This window comes from Cryobacterium sp. RTC2.1 (genome assembly GCF_035018685.1).
Taxonomy (GTDB): domain Bacteria; phylum Actinomycetota; class Actinomycetes; order Actinomycetales; family Microbacteriaceae; genus Cryobacterium; species Cryobacterium glucosi.
Genome location: NZ_JASJXJ010000269.1, coordinates 1 through 2,238, shown reverse-complemented (window position 1 = coordinate 2,238; position 2,238 = coordinate 1). Strand labels below are relative to the sequence as shown.

1 protein-coding gene is annotated in these 2,238 nt (G+C 69.9%); it reads left to right on the top strand.

What is annotated here, in order from left to right:
• Positions 1 to 1,970, top strand: a 1,970-nt coding sequence (gene recQ, locus QN357_RS18715; protein ID WP_416347635.1) for a DNA helicase RecQ, incomplete at its 5' end; no start/stop codon positions are given.
• Positions 1,971 to 2,238: the final 268 nt, after the last annotated feature.

Genomic DNA, 2,238 nt, shown 5'->3' with positions numbered 1-2,238 from the left:
CCCCGGACTACGGAGCGGGCGACGGCCAGGGAAACAGCTCCGACTACGGCTCCCGAGTCGACCCGGGCGCCGGTGCCGGCGGATCCGGACCCATCCGCACGTCGTTCGCGCAGGCATCCGCCCCGCCCCGGCGCGCCACCGCGAAGTTCGCGACCGCCGCCGAGGCGCTGCGCACGGTGTTCGGCTACGACTCGTTCCGCGGCGAGCAGGCCGCCATCATCGACCAGGTCATCGGGGGCGGCGACGCCGTCGTGCTGATGCCCACCGGCGGCGGCAAGAGCCTCTGCTACCAGATCCCGTCCCTCGTGCGCGAGGGCACCGGCATCGTCATCTCCCCGCTGATCGCGCTCATGCAGGACCAGGTCGACGCCCTCACCGCGGTGGGTGTCCGCGCCGCGTTCCTCAACTCGAGCCAGGACTCCGCCGAACGCTCCCGCGTCGAACGCGACTACCTCGCCGGCAACCTCGACCTGCTCTACGTCGCCCCCGAGCGGCTCTCCTCCGAGGCCACCAAGCGCTTCCTCGAGCGCGGCACCATCGCGCTCTTCGCGATCGACGAGGCCCACTGTGTCTCGCAGTGGGGCCACGACTTCCGCCCCGACTATCTCGCCCTGTCCGAACTCGCCGGCCGCTGGCCCGACGTGCCGCGCATCGCGCTCACGGCCACGGCGACGGATGCGACGCACCAGGAACTCACGCAGCGCCTGCAGCTCGAGGGGGCGCGTCACTTCGTCGCGAGCTTCGACCGTCCGAACATCCAGTACCGGATCGTCGCGAAGGCCGAACCGCGCAAGCAGCTGCTCTCCTTCATCAAGACGGAGCACCCGCACGACGCCGGCATCGTCTACGCGCTCAGCCGCAAGAGCGTCGAGGCGACCGCCGAATTCCTGCGCGCCAACGGCCTCAACGCGCTGCCGTACCACGCCGGCCTCGACCAGGCGGTGCGCGCCCGCAACCAGTCCCGGTTCCTCCGCGAGGAGGGCGTGATCATCGTCGCGACCATCGCGTTCGGCATGGGCATCGACAAGCCTGACGTGCGCTTCGTCGCCCACATCGACCTGCCCAAGTCCGTCGAGGGCTACTACCAGGAGACGGGCCGGGCCGGACGTGACGGCCTGCCCTCGACCGGCTGGCTCGCCTACGGCCTGCAGGACGTCGTGCAGCAGCGCCGCATGATCGACGAGTCGCCCGGCGACCTCGCCCACCGCCGCAAGCTCTCCGCGCACCTCGACGCCATGCTGGCCCTCTGCGAGACGGTGCACTGCCGCAGGGTCAACCTGCTGCGCTACTTCGGCCAGGCGAGCGAGCCGTGCGGCAACTGCGACACGTGCCTCGAACCGCCCGTCGGCTGGGATGGCACCGTGCCGGCCCAGAAGCTGCTCTCCACCATCGTGCGCCTGCTGCGCGAGCGCAACCAGCGTTTTGGCGCCGGCCAGATCGTCGACATCCTGCGCGGCAAGACCACACCGCGCACGACCCAGCACCACCACGAACAGCTCGCGACCTGGGGCATCGGCGCCGACCTTTCCGACCAACAGTGGCGCGGCGTCGTCCGTCAGCTGCTCGCCCAGGGCATCCTCGCCACCTCCGGGGAATACGGCACCCTCGTGCTCACCCCGATCGCCACAGAGGTCCTCGCCGGCCATCGCACCGTCGAGCTCCGCAGCGAGCCCGAGCGCGCGGCACGATCCACCTCCTCCGCCCGCACCGGCGCCGCGAAGGCCGCAGCCGCCGACCTCACCCCGCAGCAGGAGGCGTTGTTCCAGGCGCTCCGGGCCTGGCGCTCGAGCGTGTCCAAGGAGCAGGGCGTGCCCGCGTACATCGTCTTCGGCGACGCGACCCTGATCGCGATCGCGGTCGCGAACCCCGGCGGTATCGGCGACCTCGACGGCATCTCCGGCGTCGGCGCCAAGAAACTCGAGGCCTACGGAGCCGGCGTGCTCGAGGTCGTCGCGGCGGCGGGCGCTTAGGATTACTCGTTTTTGTGCCTAAGGGCACTCGTTCGAGCGCGGCGCCTGTGGAAAGCTACAAGACGGATGCCGGGCGCGGCACCCGCCTTTGTAGCCTCGTCATGCACTATTTCCGGCCGTCGCCGAGCCGCCCTAGTGTGTAGAAAAATTCTGCCTACACGATCTTCCGCGCAGGAAGCTTCCATGCAGGAAACTTCGAGTTCGAGCGAGAACAAAGGACCAATGATGGTTGACACTGCCCAGCGCTCCGCACCCTCCGCACCGGCGA